Source organism: Facivitalis istanbulensis (assembly GCF_040560405.1).
GTDB lineage: Bacteria > Pseudomonadota > Alphaproteobacteria > Sphingomonadales > Sphingomonadaceae > Sphingomonas > Sphingomonas istanbulensis.
In genome coordinates this window covers 35,036-53,161 of sequence record NZ_JAVSCQ010000020.1, presented here as the reverse complement: position 1 = coordinate 53,161, position 18,126 = coordinate 35,036, and the positions used below count along the sequence as shown (strand labels likewise).

Genomic DNA, 18,126 nt, shown 5'->3' with positions numbered 1-18,126 from the left:
CCATGCACGTCACGCACCCCGCCATCCTCAACGCACGGGCGCGCGTCCCCCAGCTTCGCAAGCTGGCGGCCGCAAGCCTCGGTCTTGGCCTCGTTTTCGGCCTCGCCGCCACGGCCCACGCATCCGGTTCCGGTATGCCGTGGGAGGAACCCTTGCAGCAAATCCTGGAGTCCGTTCAGGGGCCGGTCGCCAAGATCGTCGCCGTCATCATCATTATCACCACCGGCCTCGCGCTGGCCTTCGGCGAGACGAGCGGAGGCTTTCGCAAGCTGATCCAGATCGTGTTCGGCCTGTCGATCGCGTTCGCGGCATCGAGCTTCTTCCTGTCCTTCTTCTCCTTCGGCGGCGGGGCGCTGGTCTGATGGCGCTAGCAGGCTCCATCGCGGCAAGCGGGCATATCGCCAATGGTCATATTGATGGCTTCGAGGTGCCGCTGCACCGCGCGCTTACGGAGCCGATCCTGCTCGGCGGTGCGCCGCGCGGGATCGCCATCCTCAACGGCACACTCGCCGCCGCGATGGGGCTTGGCCTCCAGCAATGGATCGCCGGGCTGCTGCTCTGGCTCGCGGGTCACAGCCTCGCCGTGTTCGCGGCCAAGCGCGACCCGGATTTCGCGGGCGTGGTCGCCCGTCACCTTCGCCAGCGGGGATACCTCACATGCTGAACCTTCGCGAATATCGCAATGCCGCCGACCGGCTGGCCGATCATCTGCCCTGGGCCGCATTGGTAGCCCCCGGCGTGGTGCTGAACAAGGACGGGAGCTTTCAGCGCACGTTCCGCTTTCGCGGCCCCGACCTTGAATCCGCGACGGAGGCGGAACTGATTTCCGTCTGCGCCCGCGCCAACAATGCGCTGCGCCGGTTGGGATCGGGCTGGGCACTGTTCTTCGACGCCAAGCGCATCGAGGCGCTGGGCTATCCCGACAGCGCGTTCCCCGATCCCGCGTCGTGGCTGGTGGACGAGGAACGCCGCGCGCATTTCGATGGGCGCAGGGGCCAGCATTTCGAGAGCCGCTATCATCTCACCCTCTGCTATCTGCCACCCGCCGATCAGGTATCACGCGCCGAGCGGGCGCTGTTGGAGCGCGACACGCCGCAGCAGGATCGCGACTGGCGGCAGGAACTGCGCGTCTTTGTGGCCGAAACGGAACGGCTATCGGATCTTCTGACCGGCATCATGTCCGAAGTGCGCGCGCTGGACGATGCCGAGACACTGACCTTCCTCCACGGCTGCATATCGCCCAAACGCCATCCCGTCGCCGCGCCCGACACGCCGATGTATCTCGACGGGCTGCTGGTCGATACGCCGCTGTCGGGCGGCATCGAGCCGATGTTGGGCGACAATCACCTTCGCACCGTGACGGTGATGGGGTTCCCCAACGCCACACGCCCCGGAATCCTCGACGCGCTCAATCATCAGGACTTCGCTTATCGCTGGGCGACCCGCTTCATCGCGCTCGACAAGACCGCCGCCAACAAGGCGCTGACCCGCATCCGCCGCCAGTGGTTCAACAAGCGCAAGTCAATCGCGCAGCTCATGCGCGAGGTGATGATTAACGAGCCGGTGCCGCTGACCGACAGCGACGCCGACAACAAGGTAGCCGATAGCGATCTCGCCTTGCAGGCCCTTGGCGGCGATCATGTGGCGTTCGGTTACTACACGGCGACGATCACCGTGTCCGACGAGGACCGGGCGGCGGCCGAAGAGAAGGTCCGCATTGTCGAGCGGATCGTCAACGGTCTCGGCTTCACCTGCATCCGCGAGAGCGTCAACGCGGTCGAAGCCTGGCTGGGTTCGCTCCCCGGCCATGTCTATGCCAACGTCCGGCAACCGCTGGTCCACACCCTGAACCTTGCCCACCTGATGCCGCTGTCATCGGTATGGGCGGGACCGGCACGCAACGATCATTTGGACGGTCCGCCGCTGCTCTATGCCGAGACGAGCGGATCGACGCCGTTCCGCCTCAGCACGCATGTCGGCGATGTAGGGCACAAGCTGATTGTCGGCCCGACCGGCGCGGGCAAGTCGGTCCTGCTGGCGCTGCTGGCCTTGCAGTTCCGCCGCTATCCTGGCGCACAGGTCTATATCTTCGACAAGGGGCTGTCCGCCCGCGCCGCCGTCCTCGCGATGGGCGGCGAGCATCATGCGCTGGGCGAAAGCGATGCGCTCGCCTTCCAGCCCTTGCGGAACATCGACGACGACAGCGAGCGGGCATGGGCGGCGGAATGGATCGCTTCATTGCTCGCCCATGAGCGGGTCGATGTAACCCCGGAGGTCAAGGAGGCGCTATGGTCCGCGCTCACCAGCCTTGCGAGCGCGCCGCCAGAGGAACGCACGCTGACCGGGCTGTCCGTGCTGCTCCAGTCCAACGCGCTCAAGGCCGCGCTGATGCCCTATACGCTCGACGGGCCGTTCGGGCGGCTGCTCGACGCGGCAGAAAACCGCCTCGCGCTCAGCGACGTGCAATGCTTCGAGACCGAGACACTGATGCACTCGGCCGGCGTCGTGCTGCCCGTGCTGACCTATCTGTTCCATCGGCTCGAAGAGCGGTTCGACGGACGGCCCAGCTTGCTCATTCTCGATGAGGCATGGGTGTTCCTCGACAATCCGCTGTTCGCCCAGCGCATCCGCGAATGGCTGAAAGTCCTGCGCAAGAAGAATGTCGCGGTCATCTTCGCCACGCAGAGCTTGGCCGACATTGCCGACAGCAGCATTGCGCCCGCGATCCTCGAATCCTGCCCGCAACGCATTTTCCTCGCCAATGACCGGGCGATCGAGCCGCAGGCGCGCGGGACGTATGAACGCTTCGGCCTCAACTACGCCCAAATCGAACTGATCGCCCGCGCCACGCCGAAACGGCATTATTATCTGCAATCGCGGCGCGGCAATCGCCTGTTCGAGCTGGCGCTTGGCCCGGTCGCGCTGGCGCTATGCGGCGCGTCCGATCCCGACACGCAAGGGCTGATCGACGGCCTGCTCTCCGAACAGGGCGAAGCCGCGTTCGCCGCCGCCTTTCTCGAAGCGCGCGGCCTCGATTGGGCCACCGATCTTCTCCGAGACTTCCCCGGCGTGAGCAGCGCCGGGGAAGACCGTCCCAATCCCCAGCAGAAGGAGTTGCCTTTATGAAATCGCGTATCCTTGCCGCCTGCCTCGCGGCCACCGCCCTAGCCGGAACGGCCATGCTGCCCATCGCCCCGGCCCATGCGATCGTGGTGTTCGATCCCAGCAACTATGCCCAGAACGTGCTGACCGCCGCCCGGACGTTGCAACAGATCAACAACCAGATTCAGGCGCTCCAGAACCAGGCGACGATGCTCACCAACATGGCGAAGCATCTCCAGCGGCTCGACTTCTCTTCGCTCTCGCAGATCACCCGTTCGATGCAGCGCATCGGCACGCTGATGAATCAGGCCGATGGCATCGCCTTCGACCTTGCCTCCACCGACGATGCGCTGCGCCGCCAGTTCCCGGCGGTCTTCGACAGCGCGCTCAGCAATGACGAGATGATCGCGCAGGCACGCGCCCGGTTGCAGGCGTCGATGCAGGGCTATCGCCAGACCATGCGCGTGCAGGCGCAGGTGGTCGAGAATGTGCAGGCCGATTCCAACCTGCTTGCCGAACTGGTCAGCCAGAGCCAGAGCGCGACCGGCAGCTTGCAGGCACAACAGGCCACCAACCAGCTTATCGCGCTCTCCACCCGGCAGCAGCTTCAAATCCAGCAGATGATGGCGGCGCAATATCGCGCCGAAGCCATCGAGCGCGCGCGCCAGCAACAGGCGCTCGAAGCCGCCCGCGAGCGCACGAGCCGGTTCATCGGAACCGCCGACATCTACACCCGCAACTAGGGGAGCAAGGCGATGGCCGCCGACAGCACGCTCGATCTCAATATCATCGATAAGTTCCTCAACACCTTTGTCACCTATATCGACAGCGGGTTCGGGCTGCTCTCCGGTGATGTGGCGTTCCTCACCACGGCGCTGATCGGGATCGACGTCACGCTGGCGGCGCTCTGGTGGGCGATGGACGCCGATCAGGACTTGCTTGGCCGGCTTATCAAGAAGGTGCTGTATGTCGGGGCCTTCGCCTTCATCCTCGGCAATTTCTCGCATCTCGCCGACATCATCTATCGCAGTTTTTCCAATCTCGGCATTACGGCGGGCGGGGGTGGACTGTCCGCCGACGACCTGATGCACCCCGGCAAGATCGCGGGAACCGGCTTCAAGGCGGCATGGCCGCTGCTGTCGGCGGTTGGCGACATGCTGGGGTTCCCGGAGTTCTTCGGGCATTTCCTCGACATCGCCGTGCTGCTCATCTGCTGGCTGCTGGTGGTGCTGGCCTTCTTCATCCTCGCCATCCAGCTTTTCGTCACCATCATCGAGTTCAAGCTGACCGCGCTCGCAGGCTTCGTCCTGGTGCCCTTCGCGCTCTGGAACAAGACCAGCTTCCTGGCCGAACGCGTGCTGGGCAACGTCGTGTCGTCAGGCATCAAGGTCATGGTGCTGGCGGTCATCATCGCCATCGGCACCAATCTCTTCGACCAGATGACCGGCATTGTCGGGACCAACCCCGGCATCAGCCAGGCGCTGACCCTGCTCATGGGCGCGCTGACCCTGTTCGGTCTCGGCATATTCAGTCCCGGCATCGCGGCAGGCCTTGTCTCCGGCGCGCCCCAGCTTGGTGCGGGTGCGGCCGTGGGCACGGTCGCGGGCGCGGCCATCGCGTCGGGCGGCGCAGCCATGCTCGGCGCGAAGGCGGCGATGGGCGGCATGGGCGCGATCCGTGCCGGGACCGCGATGGGATCGGCTGCACAGACCGCCTATCAGATCGGGCAGGCCGGAGGCGGGGGCGTCAAGGCTGGGCTTGGCGGCGTCGCCAAGGCGGCGGGCAATGCAGCCGGTCAGAAGATGCAGGCCGCTTCCGCTGGCATCACGTCAGGACTTCGCGCCGATGCGGCGCGCGGCCGCAATGCCGCATGGTCCGCGATGAACATGGACACGCTGATGCCGGGCGCACGGCCGCACGGCTCAGGTGCAGGCGGCACGGGCGCAACCGGGCAGGCCGCGTCACAGGCTGCATCGTCCGCCGCCGCTCCGGCATGGGCGCAGAAACTCCGCTCCGAACAGACCGGGCGTCATCATCGGCACATGGCGATGCAGGCGATCAAGGACGGCGACCGTCCGGGCGGCGCGGCCAATCCCGATCTCAGTCAGAAGGAGTGATAGCCGATGCTCTTCAAACGATCCATCCAGCGTTACGGGCGGACCCCGCAGCCCGAAACACCTTACCAGCGAGCCGGCCAGCTATGGGATGAGCGCATCGGCGGCGCTCGTGTTCAGGCGAAGAACTGGCGGCTTGCCGCCTTCGGATGCCTCGGCCTGACCAGCGTGCTGGTCTGCTCGAACGTCTGGCAGTCGATGCAGAGCCGCGTCGCGCCCTATGTGGTCGAGGTGGACAGGCTGGGCGAAGCCCGCGGCGTCGCCCCCGCGATCCAGAACTACCAGCCCACGGACGGCCAGATCGCATGGCATCTCGGCCGGTTCATATCGAACGTGCGGTCCGTTTCCACGGACCCGGTGCTTGTGAAGCGCAACTGGCTCGACGCCTACGACTTCGCCACCGAGCGAGCCACGCTGTTCCTCAACGAATATGCCCGCGCCAACGACCCGTTCGCAGCCATTGGCCAGCGCAGTGTATCGGTGCAGGTGACGAGCGTGGTCCGCGCATCGGACAGCAGCTTTCAGGTCAAATGGTCCGAAAGCATCTACGAGCGCGGCAGTCTGGCGAAAACCGAGCGCTGGACCGCCATGCTGACCGTGGTGATGAATCCGCCTAAAACGGCCGACGCGCTTCGCAAGAATCCGCTTGGCCTCTACGTCAACGCGATCGACTGGGCGCGCGAACTGGACGGCCAGCCCGCACAATCCGGGCCGCAAGGCCAACGGTCGCAGTCCGAACCACCGCAGACTCCGGCCGCGCCCGTCGCGCCCGTCGCGCCCGTGTCTGTCCCGGCTGCACCCACCGACACGCAGGCTCCGGCAACGCCCGCCGATCCCGCCAATGAAGGAGAACCCGGACAATGACCCGGCCAAAAACCGATAGCGCTATCGTGTGTGCGTCCGCGCTGGCGCTCGCCGCCTGCGCGGGCAAGACCCCGCCGCCCGCCATCGCGCTCGACGCCGCCGACTTCCGGCCCGCCATGCAGGAAGCCGAGCCGCCCCGGCCCGTCGAGATCGTGGAGCGGCCGGTGCCGCTGCCGCTCCCCGGCCAGCTCCTGCCGCTGCCATCGGTCAGGAAGGACAGCGAGCCGCCCACTAGCCGGATCGAGGCGGCGAACCGCGCCGCGACGCGCGAGCCGTCGAGCGCGGGCTATCTCAATGCGGTTCAGGTCTATCCCTGGAGCGACGGGGCGCTTTACCGGCTTTATACCGCCCCCGAGCGCGTCAGCGACATCGCCTTGCAGCCCGGCGAGAAGCTGGTCGCCGTCTCGGCCGGCGACACGGTGCGCTGGATCATAGGCGACACGACCAGCGGCGCGGGCGAGGCATCGCAGGTGCATGTCCTGGTGAAGCCCTTCGCGCCGGGGCTGGCAACGAACATGCTCATCACGACCGACCGGCGCGCCTATCGGCTGGCGCTCGAAAGCACCGACCGCACGGCGATGGCGGCAATCTCATGGACCTATCCGCAAGACCGGCTTGTCGCCTTGCAGCGCCAGAATGTCCGCGCGGAAGCGGCAAGGCCGGTCGCGGAGAATGTCGCGCTGACCAATCTGCGCTTCCGCTACGAGATTACCGGCGACAGCCCGCCGTGGCGGCCCGTCCGCGCATGGGATGACGGCAGCAAGGTCTATATCGAATTTCCCGCGCGTCTGGATCAGGGCGAGGCCCCGCCGCTGTTCGTCGTCGGGCCGCTGGGCGACAGCCAGCTTGTGAACTACCGGGTCAGCGGCAATCATTATATTGTCGATCGCCTGTTCGCGGCGGCCGAACTGCGCCTTGGCGAGAAGCCGCAGCAGGTCGTGCGGATCAGCCGCACCGATGGCCGCAGCGGAAGGGCGCGCAAATGACCGCGCCGCTCGATCCGATCCCGCCCGCCGATCCCGACGCACCGGAGACGCCGCCCGATGCCGGGGAGGCCGCGCCCGCAGCGCCCCGCAAACTCGCGCCGGACACTCTCACTCTTCGCGCCGCGCCCCGCCGCGTGGTCCGCTTCAAGCGCGGCGTCATCGTCGGCGGCGCGGCGGCCGGATCGCTCGCCATCGCTGGCGTCGCATGGATGGCCTTGGGACCGAAGGCGCTGCATATCGTCGCGAGCGAGGACAAGGCGATCACCGGCAGGAACACGCCCGCCGATGGCGTGACGAACCTGCCCAGCACCTATGGCGAGGTTAAACCCGGAACTCCGATCCTGGGTCAACCGCTGCCCGGCGACCTGGGGCGGCCGATCCTCGAACGCCAGCGCCAGTTGGAAGCGGGCGGCGGCATCATGACGGGCGACAGCAACGCCATGACCCCCGAAGAGCAGGCCGCCGAAGCCGAGCGCCAGCGCATCGCCGAGCAGGCCGCGCAAGCGCGCGAGGCGGGCGTCATGGTGCAGTCGTCGGGACGCGCGGCCGCCGCGACCGTCGCGGGCGGCGAGAACGCGGGGGCCGGCGGCGCCACACCGGCGCCCGACACCGCAAGGGCGGACCGCCTCGCGCTCGATCCCGACCGCGACCAGAACAACCAGCAGCGCAAGCTGGATTTTGTCGGCGGGCAGGCATCGGGCGGGATCTACAACCCGCATAGCCTCGAAATCCCGGCGTCGCCCTGGCAGGTGATGGCGGGCAGCGTGATCGCGGCGAGCCTGATTACCGGCCTCAATTCCGACCTTCCCGGCATGGTCGTCGCGCAGGTGACGGAACCCGTGTTCGATACGGTGACGGGCCGGACCATGCTCATTCCCCAAGGCTCCCGGCTTATCGGTAGCTATGACAGCGTGGTGGCCTTCGGGCAACGCCGCGCGCTTCTCGTATGGCAACGGATCATCCTGCCCGATGGATCGTCCATCCAGATCGACAATCTCCCCGCCACCGACGCGGCAGGCTATGCCGGGCTTGCCGACAAGGTGGACTTCCACACCTGGCAGCTTTTGAAAGGCGTGGCGCTCTCGACCTTGCTGGGCGTCGGCACCGAGCTATCGCTTGGCGACGACGAAAGCGATCTTGTCCGCGCGCTGCGCCAGTCAACGCAGCAGTCCGCCAGTCAGGCGGGCCAGCAGATCGTCACCAAGAATCTCAACATCCAGCCCACCATCACCGTCCGCCCCGGACGGCCGCTCAGGATCATTGTCCATAAGGACATACTATTGCGGCCGTGGGCGGGCGCTCGCTGACAGGAGACGCCCTATGCTCAAACTCGCGAAACTGCCCGACCGCACGCCGGTCAAGATCGGGATCAGCGTCACCCCGGACCTCGACGCCGACCTGCGCGCCTATCTGGACCTTTACCGCACCACCTATGAGGACAAGGGCGCGACGGTCGCGGACCTGATACCCGCCATGCTGGAAACCTTCCTCGCCAGCGACCGGGCGTTCGTCAGGGCACGCAGGAGCGCGGGGGCGGGAACATGAGGCGGCGCATCATCGGCCGGTTCACGCGCTCGAAGCAGGGTGGTTGGGAAGGCGAGATCAATACGCTCACCATCAACAAGCGCCGGATCAGGCTGGTGCCCAACGACAATCGGATTAGCGACAATTCGCCCGCGTTCCGCGTCATGCTCGGTTGGGAGGACATTGGCGAGGCATGGGAGAGGCAGTCCCGTGGCGAGCCGCCGCGCGACTATCTGCGCGTGCGAATGGACGACCCGTTTTGTCCGAACAGCCCGATCAATGCGGTTCTCTGGCCCGCTGACGAGGGACTGTCCGCAAAGATGGTTGTGAATGCCGGTGCGGATAGTCGGACGGATAGGGTGCGAGGGGATTACCAAGCGGAACAGCCCGGCGATGGAGGACGATAGACTCTGGACGCCACGAGAGCTGTCAAAGTTCCTTGGCTACTCTGAAAGCACCATCTGCCGGATGGTATCGCAATGTCCCGAAAAGTTGCCGCCGCGCGTTGCTGCGCTAGCACGACCGCGATGGCTGCCGGAGGTTGCCCGCGAATGGGCGCGTGTCAGCAGCGATCCTCCCGGCCCACGGGGCGGGCGTCCCCGCCACATCCGGTAGCGATCGACAGAGCCGACCGCCTCCATTCATCGCAATTACGGCACGGCTCAAAGGGCTTGGCAGGGGTGCCAGTGTGCCAATTTGCGCCAAACCCCCGAAAAAATCCTTGTTTTTCAAGGGGATATGGTGCCCAGAAGAGGACTCGAACCTCCACGACCTTGCGATCGCCAGCACCTGAAGCTGGTGCGTCTACCAATTCCGCCATCTGGGCACGGGGTAGGGCCGCGCCTTTAGGGTAGCTTTCGAATCCTTGTCAACGACTTTTTTGCAGGGCAAAGGGGCGCGACACGATTTTTCTCGGGAATAGGGACGGTCATGACGAACAAGCTGGTGACGCTGATCGGCGGCGGGGGCTTTCTGGGCCGCTATGTCGCACGTGAGTTGATGCGGATGGGCGCGCGGGTGCGGGTGGCGCAGCGCGATCCCCGTCAGGCCTATTTCCTGCGCACCCAGGGCGGGCTGGGCCAGACCCAGTTCGTCGCCGCCGATATCGCCCGCCCCGACACGGTGGCGCGCGCGGTCGAAGGTGCGGATGCGGTCGTCAATCTGGTCGGCGTGATGGGCGGCGACATGCGGCGCATCCATGTCGACGGCGCGCGCGCCGTGGCGGAGGCCGCGCAGGCGGCCGGTGTCGGTGCGCTGGTGCATGTCTCCGCGATCGGTGCCGATGTCGCTGGCCAGGCCAGCTATGCCCGGTCCAAGGGCGAGGGCGAAGCGGCGGTCCGCCAGGCCTTCCCGAACGCCACCATCCTGCGCCCCTCGATCGTGTTCGGGCGCGAAGACCAGTTCGTGAATCGCTTTGCCGGCATGGTGTCGGGGCCGATCGTGCCGATCCTTCGGGCGGGGGTGAAATTCCAGCCGGTCTTTGCGGGCGATGTCGGTGAGGCGGTCGCGGCGGCGCTGCACGATGCGGAGACGCATGGCGGCCGCACCTATGAGCTGGGCGGCCCCGACATCCTGTCGATGGGCGAACTGGTCCGCTGGGTCGCGCGCACGCTGGGCCGCAAGCCCAGCTTCGTCGAACTGCCCGATTTCGCGGGCGCGTTGCTCGCGCGGCTGCCGGGATCGCCGATCGGCTGGGACCAGTGGCTGATGCTGCAGCAGGACAATGTCGTGGCGGCGGGGGCGCCGGGTCTGGCCGATCTGGGTGTCACGCCCGAGCCGCTCGCCGCCGTCGCGCCCGAATATCTGGTGCGCTTCCGCAAGGCGGGCCGCTTCGGGCGGCGGACCGAGACGCTGGCGGCCTGAACCGCTTCGGCGGACGAGTCTTTCTCGTTTCGCTGGCAGCCCCGTCGCCTTATGGCGGCGGGGCTTTATTTTTGGGGAAGTCCGTGAACGATCTGCTCGCCGCCATCATCCTGGGCATTGTCGAGGGTGTCACCGAATTTCTGCCGGTGTCCTCCACCGGGCATCTCATCCTGGCGGGCGCGCTGCTGGGCTATGACGATGCGCGGTGGCAGATGTTCAATATCGTCATCCAGCTGGGGGCGATCCTGGCCGTGGTGGTCCTGTACTGGCGGACCTTCTGGACCGTGCTGACCGGCCTGGCCAAGGGTGATCCGGGGTCGATCCGCTTCGTGCGCAACCTGCTGATCGCTTTCCTCCCCGCCGCCGTGATCGGCGTGCTGGCGAAGAAGCATATCGAGGCGCTGCTGCTCCAGCCCAAGGTGGTCGCCGTCGCGTTGATGGTCGGCGGCGTCGCGATCCTGGTGATCGAGCGGCTGGTCAAGCCCGGCATCACGCGCGGCATCGCCGCCGTTCCGCCGCGCACCTCGCTGGGCATCGGCTTCATCCAGTGTCTGGCGATGATCCCGGGCGTCAGCCGTTCGGGTGCGACGATCCTGGGCGCGCTGAGCCTGGGGGTCGAGCGGCGGACCGCGGCGGAGTTCAGCTTCTTCCTCGCCATCCCGACCATGCTGGGGGCGAGCGTCGTCGAGACGGCGGGGCATCTGGACGCGATGCGCGCGGGCAATGCCGTCGGCCCGCTGGAGATCGGGGTCGGTTTCCTCGTGTCGTTCGTCGTCGCGCTGCTGGTCGTCCGCTGGTTCGTCGGCATCGTCGGCAAGCACGGCTTCGGGCCGTTCGCCTGGTACCGGATCGTGGCGGGCGCGGTGGCGCTGACCTTGCTTTCGCTCCATTGATCCCGAATCGGCCTCATTTTATTGCGGATTGCTCGCAATAGGGAGGTAGTGGGTGTGTTTATCCGGCATATTGTGGCAGTAACCATGTCCTATATGTCGTTTTTGAGGTGACACAGGATCGTTCGCGCAATATCCGGCTCTTCGGAGGCGCATATGGCGAACGATTCTATGCTGAAATTTGTCGGCCGCGAGCAGGCCTATCCTGCCAAGCGGGCCGCATCGATTCGCGCCGAGGATTTCCGCGAGATCGCCGAGCGTTATGCGCCGCCGGCGGCGGAGGATCAGGCGGGGCGCTGTTCGCAATGCGGCGTGCCCTATTGCTCGGTCCATTGCCCGCTGCACAACCATATCCCCGACTGGCTGCGCCTGACCGCCGAGGGGCGGCTGCGCGAGGCCTATGAGCTGTCCAACAGCACTTCCACCATGCCCGAGATCTGCGGCCGCATCTGCCCGCAGGACCGGCTGTGCGAGGGCAATTGCGTCATCGAGTTTTCGGGCCACGGCGCGGTCACGATCGGATCGGTCGAGAAGTTCATCACCGACACCGCCTGGGAAGAAGGCTGGGTCGAGCCGCTGGTGCCGGGACGGGATCGTGGTCAGTCGGTCGCGGTGATCGGCGCGGGGCCTGCGGGCCTGACCGCCGCCGAATATCTGCGAGTCTCGGGCTATGAGGTCCATGTCTATGACCGGCACGACCGCGCGGGCGGGTTGCTGACCTATGGCATCCCGGGCTTCAAGCTGGAAAAGCCCGTTGTCATGCGCCGGGTCGAGCGGTTGAAGGCGGGCGGCATCGTCTTCCACGAAGGCTTTGCGGTCGGCGAGGACGCTTCGCTCGACGATCTGCGCCGCCGCCATGACGCGGTGTTGATCGCGACCGGCGTGTACAAGGCGCGCAATGTCGATGTGGACGGATCGGGGGCGAATGGCGTGATCGCCGCGCTCGACTATCTGACCGCGTCGAACCGCAAGAGCTTTGGCGACACGGTGGAGGCGTTCGAGAATGGCGCGCTGAATGCCGAGGGCAAGAATGTCGTCGTGATCGGCGGCGGCGACACCGCGATGGACTGCGTCCGCACCGCGATCCGCCAGGGCGCCAAGTCGGTGAAGTGCCTCTATCGCCGCGACCGCGCCAACATGCCGGGGTCGCAGCGCGAGGTGGCGAACGCCGAGGAAGAGGGCGCCGAGTTCGTCTGGCTGTCCGCACCACTCGGCTTCGAGGGTGGCGAGACGGTGACGGGCGTGCGCGCTGCCAAAATGCGGCTGGGCGCGCCCGACGCGAGCGGCCGCCGTGCGCCGGAGGTCGAGCCGGGGGCCGACCATCTGCTGGCGGCGGACATGGTCATCAAGGCGCTGGGCTTCGACGCCGAGGATCTGCCGACGCTGTTCGGCACGGCCGAGCTGGGCGTCAGCCGTTGGGGCACGGTGCTGGTCGATGGCCGCACGCTGATGACCAGCCTGGACGGGGTGTTCGCGGCGGGGGACATCGTGCGCGGTGCCAGCCTGGTGGTCTGGGCGATCCGCGACGGGCGCGATGTCGCCAAGGCGATGCACCAGTGGCTGAAGGCGCGAACCAGCACGGCGGCGCGGGAGAGGCAAGCCGCATGATGCGGTCCCTTCCGCTTATCGCGCTTGCTGCGACACTTACGTCCGGCATGGCATTGGCGCAGGCCACCGCGCCAGTGGTCGCCATCGCCGAACCCGATGCGGCGCGTCTCGCTTCCGCCCGGCAGTTGCTCGACCAGATCATGCCACCCGCAACGCGGGAAGGCATGATTCAGTCGATGTTGACCCCGATGCAGGCCAATATGCGTCACGGGCTGGAGCAATCCGAGGGTCTGCAAAAGGCGCTTCGTCGCGATCCGAAAGCCAAGGCGGCGTTCGACCGCTTCCTGGACAAGCAGGAAGCGCGGACCAGTGCGGTGCTGCGCGAATCGCTGCCCGGGATGATTGAGGCGATGGCGCGGGCTTATGCCCGCCGCTTCGACGTCGCGCAGCTCGACGACATCAAGCGCTTCTTCGCGACCCCGACCGGGCAGGCCTATATGAAGACCTCCTTCTCGATCATGGCCGACCCCGACATCGCCGCGTGGCAGCGTAAGCTGATGAGCCGGGCGATGACCCAGATGCAGGACGATATCGCCGCGATGGCCAAGGACATCGAAGCGACCCAGCAGGACAAGAAGTGATGACCGACCAGCGCCAATATCTCGCCGAGCATGGCATGTACCGCCCCGAGTTCGAGGGCGATGCGTGCGGCGTCGGCATGGTCGCGGCCACCGATGGCCAGCCCTCGCGCCGGGTTGTCCAGTCGGCGATCGACGCGCTGAAGGCCGTGTGGCACCGCGGTGCGGTCGATGCCGATGGCAAGACCGGCGATGGCGCGGGGATCCATGTCGACCTGCCGCACCGCTTCTTCGACGATGCGATCGCCGCGTCTGGGCACAAGGTGCTGCCCAATCGCCTCGCGGTGGGCATGGTCTTCATGCCGCGCACCGATCTGGGCGCGCAGGAGACGTGCCGCACCATCGTCGAGAGCGCGATCATCGAGGCGGGCTATACCATCTATGGCTGGCGCCAGGTGCCGGTCGATGTCTCGGTCATCGGGTTGAAGGCGCAGGCGACCCGTCCCGAGATCGAGCAGATCATGATCGCCGGGCCGATGCCGAACGAGGTCGATGCGGCCGAGTTCGAGAAGAATCTGTACCTGGTCCGCAGGCGGATCGAAAAGCGGGTGATCGCGGCGCAGATCAGCGGCTTCTATATCTGTTCGCTGTCCTGCCGCTCGATCATCTACAAGGGCCTGTTCCTCGCCGAAAGCCTGTCGGTCTTCTATCCCGATCTTCAGGACCATCGGTTCGAGAGCCGCGTGGCGATCTTTCACCAGCGTTATTCGACCAACACCTTCCCGCAATGGTGGCTGGCGCAGCCGTTCCGCTGCCTCGCGCATAACGGCGAGATCAACACGATCCGCGGCAACAAGAACTGGATGCTCAGCCACGAGATCCGGATGGCGTCGATCGCGTTCGGCGACAATTCGGAGGATATCAAGCCGGTGATCCCGGCGGGCGCATCCGACACCGCCGCGCTGGACGCGGTGTTCGAGGCGATCTGCCGCTCGGGCCGCGATGCGCCGACCGCCAAGCTGATGCTGGTGCCCGAGGCATGGCAGAAGGATTCGGACGTGCCGCAGGCGCATTCGGACATGTATCAGTATCTCGCCAGCGTCATGGAGCCGTGGGACGGCCCCGCCGCGCTCGCCATGACCGATGGCCGCTGGGCGGTGGCGGGGATGGACCGCAATGCGCTGCGCCCGCTGCGCTACACGCTGACCGTCGACGGGTTGCTGATCGTCGGGTCGGAGAGCGGCATGGTGGTGGTGCCGGAGGCGAGCGTGACCGCCAAGGGCCGTCTGGGGCCGGGGCAGATGATCGCGGTCGATCTGGCCGAGGGCAAGCTGTACGAGGACCGTGCGGTCAAGGACCGGATCGCGGGCGAGCAGGACTATGCCGCGATGATCGGCGAGTTCCTGACCATGGACCAGCTGCCCGCGCCGACCGACGACGAGGCGTTGTTCACGATGCCGCGCGCCGAATTGCTGCGCCGCCAGGTCGCCGCCGGCCAGACGATGGAGGATATGGAGCTGATCCTGTCCCCCATGGCCGAGGGCGGCAAGGAAGCGATCGGATCGATGGGCGACGATACGCCGCTCGCCGTCATTTCCGACAAGCCGCGCCTTGTCAGCCAGTTCTTCCGCCAGAATTTCTCGCAGGTGACGAACCCGCCGATCGACAGCTTGCGCGAACGCTATGTGATGTCGCTCAAGACCCGGTTCGGCAATCTCGCCAACATCCTGGACACCGAGGATCGGCGCGAGCGGGTGCTGGTGCTGCCGTCCCCCGTGCTGACCTGTGCGGACTGGCGCCGGCTGAAGACGCATTTCGGCCGTTCGGCGGCGGAAATCGACTGCACCTTCGAGGCGGAGGGCGGCCCGGACCGGCTGCGCGCCGCGATCCAGCGGATCCGCAACCAGGCCGAACAGGCGGTGCGCGAAGGCCGCTCCGAACTGTTCCTGACCGACGAGCATGTGTCCGAGGGCCGGGTCGCGATCGCGGGCGTGCTGGCGGCGGCGGCGGTGCACACGCATCTCGTGCGCCGGGGCCTGCGCTCCTATGCATCGATCAATATCCGCTCGGCCGAATGCCTCGACACCCATTATTATGCGGTGCTGATCGGCGTCGGCGCGACGACGGTGAACGCCTATCTGGCCGAGGCGGCGATCGTCGATCGCCATGGCCGTGGCCTGTTCGGCGACCTGACCATCGACCGGTGCCTGGCCAACCATCGCACCGCGATCGAGGATGGGCTGCTCAAGATCATGGCGAAGATGGGGATCGCGGTGATCTCCAGCTATCGCGGCGGCTATAATTTCGAGGCGGTCGGCCTGTCCCGTGCGCTGGTCAACGATCTGTTCCCCGGCATGCCCGCCAAGATTTCGGGCGAGGGGTATAACTCGCTGCACTACTCGGCGATGCTCCGCCATGACGCGGCGTGGGACCAGCAGGTCGCGACTTTGCCGATCGGCGGCTTCTATCGCCAGCGCGACGGCGGCGAGACCCATGCCTATTCGGCGCAGCTCATGCACCTGTTGCAGACGGCGGTCGCGACCGACAGCTATTCGACCTATCTGCAATTCTCGCGCGGGGTCGGCGACCTTCCGCCGGTCTATCTGCGCGATCTGCTCCAGTTCAACTTCCCCGCCGAGGGCGTGGCGGTCGACCAGGTCGAGGCGATCACCGAAATCCGCAAGCGCTTCGTGACGCCGGGCATGTCGCTGGGCGCGCTGTCGCCCGAGGCGCATGAGACGCTGGCGATCGCGATGAACCGGATCGGCGCGCGCGCCGTGTCGGGCGAGGGCGGCGAGGACAAGGCGCGCTACACCCCCTATGACAATGGCGACAACGCCAATTCGTCGATCAAGCAGATCGCGAGCGGCCGTTTCGGCGTCACGGCGGAATATCTGAACGCCTGCGACGAGATCGAGATCAAGGTCGCACAGGGCGCCAAGCCCGGCGAGGGCGGGCAGTTGCCCGGCTTCAAGGTGACCGAGTTCATCGCCCGCCTGCGCCATGCGACGCCGGGCGTGACCCTGATCTCGCCGCCGCCGCACCACGACATCTATTCGATCGAGGATCTCGCGCAGCTCATCTACGACTGCAAGCAGATCAACCCGCGCGCGCGCGTCTGCGTCAAGCTCGTCTCCTCGGCGGGGATCGGCACGGTCGCGGCGGGCGTGGCCAAGGCGCATGCCGACGTCATCCTGGTATCGGGCCATGTCGGCGGCACCGGCGCAAGCCCTCAGACCTCGATCAAATATGCGGGTACGCCGTGGGAAATGGGGCTGTCGGAGGTCAACCAGACGCTGACCCTCAACGGCCTGCGCGGTCGCATCCGCCTGCGGGCGGACGGCGGCCTGAAGACCGGACGTGACATCGTGATCGCGGCGATCCTGGGTGCGGAGGAGTTCGGCATCGGTACGCTGTCGCTGGTGGCGATGGGCTGCATCATGGTGCGCCAGTGCCATAGCAACACCTGCCCGGTCGGCGTCTGCGTGCAGGACGAACGCTTGCGCGCGAAATTCACCGGCACGCCCGAAAAGGTCATCAACCTGATGACCTTCATCGCCGAGGAGGTCCGCGACATCCTGGCGCGCCTCGGCGTGCGGTCGCTGGACGAGGTGATCGGGCGGACCGAGCTGCTGCGGCAGGTCAGCCGGGGTGCCGAGCATCTCGACGATCTCGACCTCAACCCGGTGCTGGCCAAGGTCGATGCGACCGATGCCGAGCGGCGGTTCAGCCTGTCGACCTTCCGCAACGAGGTGCCCGACAGCCTGGATGCGCAGATCATCAAGGATGCGAGCGCCGTCTTCTCGCGCGGCGAGAAGATGCAGCTGACCTATTCGGTGCGGAACACCCACCGCGCGGTCGGCACCCGCCTGTCGAGCGAGATCACCCGCAAGTTCGGGATGAGCAAGCTGGCCGATGGGCACGTCACCGTGCGGCTGCGCGGGAGCGCGGGCCAGTCGCTGGGGGCGTTCCTGTGCAAGGGCGTCACGCTCGAGGTGTTCGGCGATGCCAACGACTATGTCGGCAAGGGCCTGTCGGGCGGCACCATCATCGTGCGCCCGGCGGTCAGCTCGCCGCTGGCCAGCCAGAACAACACGATCATCGGCAACACCGTCCTGTACGGCGCGACCTCCGGCCGGCTGTTCGCGGCGGGGCAGGCGGGCGAGCGCTTTGCGGTGCGCAACTCGGGCGCGACCGTGGTGGTCGAGGGCTGTGGCGCGAATGGCTGTGAGTATATGACCGGCGGCGTCGCGGTGGTTCTGGGGCAGGTCGGCGCGAATTTCGGCGCGGGCATGACCGGCGGCATGGCGTTCATCTATGACGCCGAGGACCGTTTCGCCCGCCGCGCCAACCCCGAGAATATCGTGTGGCAGCGCCTGGCCTCGGCCCATTGGGAGGGCGTGCTGCGCGACCTGGTCGCCGAACATGCCGCGCGGACCGACAGCAAATGGTCGAAGGGGCTGATCGAGGATTGGGAGCAGGTCGCCGGGCGTTTCTGGCAGGTGGTGCCGAGGGAAATGCTGACCCGCCTGTCGCACCCGCTGGACGACAGCGTCGAGGCGGTTGCCGCGGAGTAAGGGGGGCTTTTCTCCGACCGGGCCTCGGCGGATCGTCGACCGGGGCCCGGTCCTTGCCTTGCGCGCGTGCGGGCCGGGCT

Annotated in this window: 15 protein-coding genes and 1 tRNA gene; 15 read left to right on the top strand and 1 reads right to left on the bottom strand. The window is 66.7% G+C overall.

The features are described 5' to 3' along the window. The first annotated feature begins 2 nt into the window (after window positions 1-2). From RN629_RS12225 to RN629_RS12180, 10 genes are read left to right on the top strand one after another with little or no spacing between them, the layout of a single operon-like run. On the top strand, window positions 3-362 hold the full coding sequence (locus RN629_RS12225; RefSeq protein ID WP_407035477.1) for a TrbC/VirB2 family protein: 360 nt from the start codon (window positions 3-5) through the stop codon (window positions 360-362). Further along, window positions 362-664 (top strand): VirB3 family type IV secretion system protein, encoded by a 303-nt coding sequence (locus RN629_RS12220; protein ID WP_407035476.1) that lies wholly within the window; start codon window positions 362-364, stop codon window positions 662-664. The genes RN629_RS12225 and RN629_RS12220 overlap by 1 nt, the downstream gene beginning before the upstream one ends. Continuing rightward, on the top strand, window positions 658-3,126 hold the full coding sequence (gene trbE, locus RN629_RS12215) for a conjugal transfer protein TrbE (protein WP_407035475.1): 2,469 nt from the start codon (window positions 658-660) through the stop codon (window positions 3,124-3,126). Before RN629_RS12220 ends, trbE begins: the two co-directional genes overlap by 7 nt. Then, a complete protein-coding gene (gene trbJ / locus RN629_RS12210; protein ID WP_407035474.1) occupies window positions 3,123-3,845 on the top strand; it encodes a P-type conjugative transfer protein TrbJ in 723 nt (240 codons plus the stop codon). Before trbE ends, trbJ begins: the two co-directional genes overlap by 4 nt. 12 nt (window positions 3,846-3,857) lie before the next feature. Continuing rightward, a complete protein-coding gene (gene trbL, locus RN629_RS12205; protein WP_407035473.1) occupies window positions 3,858-5,219 on the top strand; it encodes a P-type conjugative transfer protein TrbL in 1,362 nt (453 codons plus the stop codon). A 6-nt stretch (window positions 5,220-5,225) separates the two neighbouring features. Next, on the top strand, window positions 5,226-6,080 hold the full coding sequence (gene trbF, locus RN629_RS12200; protein ID WP_407035472.1) for a conjugal transfer protein TrbF: 855 nt from the start codon (window positions 5,226-5,228) through the stop codon (window positions 6,078-6,080). After that, window positions 6,077-7,066, top strand: coding sequence for a P-type conjugative transfer protein TrbG (gene trbG, locus RN629_RS12195; protein ID WP_407035471.1), 990 nt, complete (start codon window positions 6,077-6,079; stop codon window positions 7,064-7,066). The genes trbF and trbG overlap by 4 nt, the downstream gene beginning before the upstream one ends. After that, window positions 7,063-8,373 carry a TrbI/VirB10 family protein gene (locus RN629_RS12190; protein ID WP_407035470.1) on the top strand — a complete coding sequence of 437 codons (1,311 nt, stop codon included), beginning with the start codon at window positions 7,063-7,065 and terminating at the stop codon, window positions 8,371-8,373. The genes trbG and RN629_RS12190 overlap by 4 nt, the downstream gene beginning before the upstream one ends. A 13-nt stretch (window positions 8,374-8,386) precedes the next feature. Next, window positions 8,387-8,611: a DUF2274 domain-containing protein gene (locus RN629_RS12185; protein WP_407035469.1), complete on the top strand. Its 225-nt coding sequence runs from the start codon at window positions 8,387-8,389 to the stop codon at window positions 8,609-8,611. Continuing rightward, a complete protein-coding gene (locus RN629_RS12180; protein WP_407035468.1) occupies window positions 8,608-8,997 on the top strand; it encodes a DUF736 domain-containing protein in 390 nt (129 codons plus the stop codon). The genes RN629_RS12185 and RN629_RS12180 overlap by 4 nt, the downstream gene beginning before the upstream one ends. A gap of 332 nt (window positions 8,998-9,329) precedes the next feature. Here RN629_RS12180 and RN629_RS12175 read toward each other — a convergent pair. Continuing rightward, window positions 9,330-9,416, bottom strand: a tRNA-Leu gene (locus tag RN629_RS12175). Between the two features lie 104 nt (window positions 9,417-9,520). Between RN629_RS12175 and RN629_RS12170 the strand changes: the two genes are divergently transcribed. From RN629_RS12170 to gltB, 5 genes are all read left to right on the top strand, one after another. Next, complete coding sequence (locus tag RN629_RS12170) at window positions 9,521-10,453, top strand: complex I NDUFA9 subunit family protein (RefSeq protein WP_407035467.1); 933 nt, start codon at window positions 9,521-9,523, stop codon at window positions 10,451-10,453. 83 nt (window positions 10,454-10,536) lie between these two features. Then, on the top strand, window positions 10,537-11,346 hold the full coding sequence (locus tag RN629_RS12165; RefSeq protein ID WP_407035466.1) for an undecaprenyl-diphosphate phosphatase: 810 nt from the start codon (window positions 10,537-10,539) through the stop codon (window positions 11,344-11,346). A gap of 153 nt (window positions 11,347-11,499) precedes the next feature. Next, window positions 11,500-12,951, top strand: a complete 1,452-nt coding sequence (locus RN629_RS12160) for an NAD(P)-dependent oxidoreductase (RefSeq protein WP_407035465.1) — start codon at window positions 11,500-11,502, stop codon at window positions 12,949-12,951. Beyond that, window positions 12,948-13,532 carry a DUF2059 domain-containing protein gene (locus tag RN629_RS12155; RefSeq protein WP_407035464.1) on the top strand — a complete coding sequence of 195 codons (585 nt, stop codon included), beginning with the start codon at window positions 12,948-12,950 and terminating at the stop codon, window positions 13,530-13,532. Before RN629_RS12160 ends, RN629_RS12155 begins: the two co-directional genes overlap by 4 nt. Beyond that, window positions 13,532-18,046 carry a glutamate synthase large subunit gene (gene gltB, locus RN629_RS12150; RefSeq protein ID WP_407035463.1) on the top strand — a complete coding sequence of 1,505 codons (4,515 nt, stop codon included), beginning with the start codon at window positions 13,532-13,534 and terminating at the stop codon, window positions 18,044-18,046. Before RN629_RS12155 ends, gltB begins: the two co-directional genes overlap by 1 nt. Window positions 18,047-18,126: the final 80 nt, after the last annotated feature.